Origin of the sequence: Arthrobacter sp. 35/47, assembly GCF_000520475.1 — a bacterium.
GTDB classification, from domain to species: domain Bacteria; phylum Actinomycetota; class Actinomycetes; order Actinomycetales; family Micrococcaceae; genus Arthrobacter_D; species Arthrobacter_D subterraneus.
This window is the reverse complement of sequence record NZ_KI914613.1, coordinates 62786-67208: the sequence shown is the minus strand read 5'-3', so window position 1 is coordinate 67208 and position 4423 is coordinate 62786. Positions and strand designations below refer to the sequence as shown.

At 65.9% G+C, this 4423-nt stretch carries 4 protein-coding genes; 2 read left to right on the top strand and 2 right to left on the bottom strand.

What is annotated here, in order from left to right:
- Positions 1–1417, bottom strand: a 1417-nt coding sequence (locus X803_RS19855; protein WP_084033761.1) for an acetyl-CoA carboxylase biotin carboxylase subunit, incomplete at its 3' end; no start/stop codon positions are given.
- 5 nt (positions 1418–1422) lie between these two features.
- Entirely contained in the window at positions 1423–3027 is a 1605-nt protein-coding gene (locus X803_RS0112795; protein WP_026545436.1) for a carboxyl transferase domain-containing protein, read from the bottom strand.
- Positions 3028–3177: 150 nt separating this feature from the next.
- Here X803_RS0112795 and X803_RS0112790 point away from each other — a divergent pair, with 150 nt between their 5' ends.
- Together X803_RS0112790 and X803_RS0112785 are read left to right on the top strand one after the other, a co-directional pair.
- Positions 3178–3792, top strand: coding sequence for an SACE_7040 family transcriptional regulator (locus X803_RS0112790; protein WP_156930065.1), 615 nt, complete (start codon positions 3178–3180; stop codon positions 3790–3792).
- Positions 3793–3906: 114 nt separating this feature from the next.
- The gene (locus X803_RS0112785; protein WP_084033735.1) at positions 3907–4374 is read left to right on the top strand and encodes a GNAT family N-acetyltransferase; all 468 of its coding nucleotides are present in this window, start codon (positions 3907–3909) and stop codon (positions 4372–4374) included.
- Positions 4375–4423 lie beyond the last annotated feature (49 nt).

The following is a 4423-nucleotide window of genomic DNA, read 5'->3' as shown; positions in this document are numbered from 1 at the left end:
ACAGTACGACGGCGGCCGCGGCAACTTCCGCGTCCGTCGCGGTCCGGAAAGCCAGGTCGGGCAGTTTCCGTTCGATCAGGGTGGTGTCCAGCTGTCCGTCGCGGACATCGCCGTCGTTGATCAGCAGCCGCAGGTACTCCACATTGGTGCGCAGCCCGGCGACGCGGGTCTGCGCGAGCGCCCGGTCCAGGCGGTCGAGCGCTTCTGTGCGGGTTTCCGCCCAGGCAATGACCTTGGAGAGCATCGGGTCGTAGGTCGGTGAGATTTCCAGGCCCGGCAGCAGTGCGCTGTCCACACGGACGCCTTCACCGGTGGGTTCGGAGAGGCCGGCGATGGTGCCCGCCGAGGGCAGGAAACCGGCCTCGGCATCTTCGGCATACACCCGCGCCTCCACCGCATGACCGGAGAGAACGACGTCGTCCTGTGCGATGGTGAGCTTCTCCCCTGCCGCGATGCGCACCTGCCACTCCACCAGGTCGACTCCGGTGACCATCTCGGTGACCGGGTGTTCAACCTGGAGGCGGGTATTCATTTCCATGAAGAAGAACTCATCCGGCGCTTCAGCGGAAACGAGGAACTCCACCGTGCCGGCCCCGACGTAGTCGACACTGCGTGCCGCGTTGCACGCCGCCTCTCCGATCCGGGCACGGGTTGCCGGATCCAGCAGCGCTGACGGGGCTTCCTCGATGACCTTCTGGTGTCTGCGCTGGAGCGAGCATTCCCGCTCCCCCAGGTGGATCACGTTCCCGTAGGTGTCGGCGAGCACCTGCACCTCGATGTGGCGGGGGGTGCGGATCAGCCGCTCCAGGAACAGTGTGTCGTCGCCGAACGCGGACGCGGCAACCCGTCGGGCAGTCTGGAGGCTGCCGGGCAGGTCCCCGGGACGCTCGACGGCATGCATGCCTTTCCCGCCGCCGCCTGCCGAAGGCTTGATCAGCAGCGGGTAACCCACCTCGCCGGCCGCGCGGATGAGGTCATCGTCGCTCAGGCCCGGTTCCGCAATCCCGGGCACCACCGGCACCCCGAAGCCGCTGACGTGGTTCTTGGATCGGATCTTGTCGCCCATGATGGTAAGTGCATGAACCCTTGGCCCAATGAAAACGATCCCTGCCTCCTCGAGGGCACGCGCAAACGCCTGGTTTTCGCTGAGGAAGCCGTATCCGGGATGGACAGCCTGCGCGCCGGTCGCTTCACAGGCGGCCACGATCGCCCCGATGTTGAGGTAGCTTTCGCTCGGGGCTGCGGGGCCGATGCGCACCGCCCGGTCAGCCTCGCGCACGTGGCGTGCACCGGCGTCGGCGTCGCTGTAGACGGCAACCGACCGGATGCCGAGGGCGCGCAGCGTCCGGATGACCCGGCAGGCGATCTCGCCGCGGTTGGCAACAAGGACAGTGTCGAAAAGTACTCTGTTTTCCATGGAAATCACATCCTGAAGAGGCCGAAGGAGGTCTCCGGCAGCGGCGCGTTGGCGCAGACGTCGAGCGCGAGGCCCAGGACACGGCGGGTGTCGGCCGGGTCGATGATGCCGTCATCCCAGAGCCGCGCGGTGGAGTAGTAGGGGCTTCCCTGCGCTTCATACTGTTCACGGATGGGTGCCTTGAATGCTTCCTCCTCCTCGGCGCTCCACTCCTCGCCGCGCGCCTCGAGCTGGTCGCGCTTCACCGTACTCAGCACCGATGAGGCCTGGTTGCCGCCCATCACGGAGATGCGGCTGGCCGGCCACATCCAGAGGAAACGCGGCGAGTAGGCACGCCCACACATCGAATAATTGCCCGCACCGAAGGAACCGCCGACGACGACGGTCAGCTTGGGCACGCGGCACGTCGCCACCGCGGTGACCATCTTGGCCCCGTGCTTGGCGATGCCGCCCGCCTCATAATCCCGGCCAACCATGAAGCCGGACAGGTTCTGCAGGAAGATCAGCGGGATGCCGCGCTGGTCACACAGTTCGATGAAGTGGGCGCCCTTCAGCGCGGATTCACCGAAGAGGACGCCGTTGTTCGCCACGATTCCCACCTGGTGGCCATGCAGCCGGGCGAATCCGGTGACCAGCGTGCTGCCGTAGTCCTTCTTGAATTCGTGGAAACGGCTGCCGTCGACAATGCGCGCAATGATCTCGCGGGCGTCATACGGCGCGTTGACGTCGACCGGCACCGCCCCATAGAGGCTGTCCAGATCCACAGCGGGTTCTTCGGCCTCCGCGGGCGTCCACGCCGTCTGCGGTTCCGGCAGCGTGGAGAGGATATCCCGGACGATCTCCAGCGCGTGCTGGTCATTTTCGGCCAGATGGTCGACGACGCCGGAGACCTTGGCGTGTACGTCCCCTCCGCCGAGCTCCTCCGCGGTGACGATCTCGCCGATAGCCGCCTTCACGAGCGGCGGGCCGCCCAGGAAGATGGTCCCCTGGTTGCGGACGATCACCGTTTCATCGCTCATCGCGGGCACGTAGGCACCGCCGGCGGTACAGGAACCCATCACGGCCGCAATCTGGGGGATCTTGCGGGCCGACATGGTGGCCTGGTTGTAGAAGATCCGGCCGAAGTGCTCACGGTCGGGAAACACCTCATCCTGCCGGGGAAGGAACGCTCCCCCGGAGTCCACCAGATAGACGCAGGGCAGGTTGTTCTCGAGGGCGATCTCCTGGGCGCGGAGGTGTTTCTTGACCGTCATCGGGTAATAGGTGCCGCCCTTGACCGTCGCATCATTGGAGATCACCAGGACGTGGCGGCCATGGACCAGGCCGATCCCGGCAATCACGCCGGCGCCGGGACTTTCGTCGTCATACATGCCGTTGGCGGCAAGCGGTGCAATCTCGAGGAACGGGCTTCCCGGATCCAGCAGGTGATCGATACGGTGCCGCGGCAGCAGCTTTCCGCGGCCGACATGACGCTCGCGGGACCGTTCCGGACCGCCGAGCGCCGCACCGGCAAGGCGGTCCCGGAGCTCGGCTGCGAGGGCCCGTTGGGCGGCGTCGTTCTGCCGGAACGCAGCGGCGTTCGGGTCCAGTCTCGATGCCAGGGTCTCCATTGACGTCCTTCCGGTCGGCGCACGGCGTCGTGCACAACCACTCAGTTAGCGGGGATTAACTCAAATTTAGGTTAGTAGCTATTAACCGAACTGTCCACCAGAATGGAGGCATCCCCTTCTTCTGGAATTGCTCCACTACCAAAGGACGCCATGGACGCCCCTGCTCCCACCCGGATGACCGGACGCAGCCTGGCCAAGGCCTCCCGGCGCGCGGCGTTGCTGGATGCCGCCGCGCAACTTTTCGCTGAGCGGGGTTACAACGGGGTCTCCATCGAGGATCTCGGTGCGGCGGCCGGCGTCAGCGGACCGGCTGTCTACCGGCACTTCAGCGGCAAGCCGGCAGTTCTCGCGGCTCTGCTGGCGGGCGTCAGTCAGGACCTCCTCGAGGGCGGCCGCGCCGTCGTGGCTGAATCTCCCAGCCCGGAGCAGGCGCTGCGCGGTCTGATCGAGTTCCAGGTCGATTTTGCGCTCCGCAACGCCAATGTCATCCGGGTCCAGGACCGGGACCTCAGTTCGCTGGCTGCGGAAGACCAGGAAACCGTGCGTTCCCTCCAGCGCACCTATGTGGAGGTCTGGGTGGATGCCCTCGCCGAGCTCCCCCAGGGAGCGGACCGGACCCACCTGCGCCGCAAGGCCCACGCTGCCTTCGGGCTCATCAACTCCACTCCGCACTCCACCCACCGGCGACGCAGCAGCAGGGACACCGCTGAACTGCGCCAGCTGCTCGAGGAGATGGCCTGGGCGGCGCTGAGCGTGGAAGCATGAATCCACCAAAGGGTCCTGACGCCTTGCGTCCCTAGTACGCTGAAGAGGACGCACCACACCGGTGCACCTGAGCCTTGCTGAAAATTCCCTGTTCCGCCGACCTGAAAGCTTCCAGTGATCACGCTACGCGCCGTTGAACCCTCCGATCTGGACGAGTTCTTCTCCCACCAGCTCGACCCCAGCGCCAACCACATGGCCGCCTTCAGTGCCAAGAACCCGTCGGACCGCGGCGTGTTCGACCACCACTGGCAGAACATCCTCAACGACCCCACCGTCACGGTGCGCACCATTGTCGCTGACGGCGACGTGGTGGGAAGCATCCTCGCCTACCGTGACGGCGAGGTCCCGGAGATCAGCTACTGGATAGACAAGGCCCGCTGGGGGCAGGGCATTACGACGGCGGCAGTGGGCCTCTTCCTTGAAGAGTTCACCGACCGTCCGCTCCGTGCCCGTGCGGTCATCGACAACACCAATTCGATCCGCATCCTCGAGCGTTACGGCTTCACCAAGGTTGGCGAGACCCAGGGTTTCGCCAACGCTCGCGGAGCCGTGATGAAGGAACTGGTCCTCGAGCTGCGCTAGCGAGCGGAACTTTCGTGCAGCTCCGGCGACCCCGACTGTGTCCAGGCCG

Excerpts from the sequence above, each read along its gene's own strand:
- X803_RS0112790 (WP_156930065.1), top strand. The coding sequence starts at position 3,178 with ATGGACGCCCCTGCTCCCACCCGGATGACCGGACGCAGCCTGGCCAAG.
- X803_RS0112795 (WP_026545436.1), bottom strand. The coding sequence starts at position 3,027 with ATGGAGACCCTGGCATCGAGACTGGACCCGAACGCCGCTGCGTTCCGG.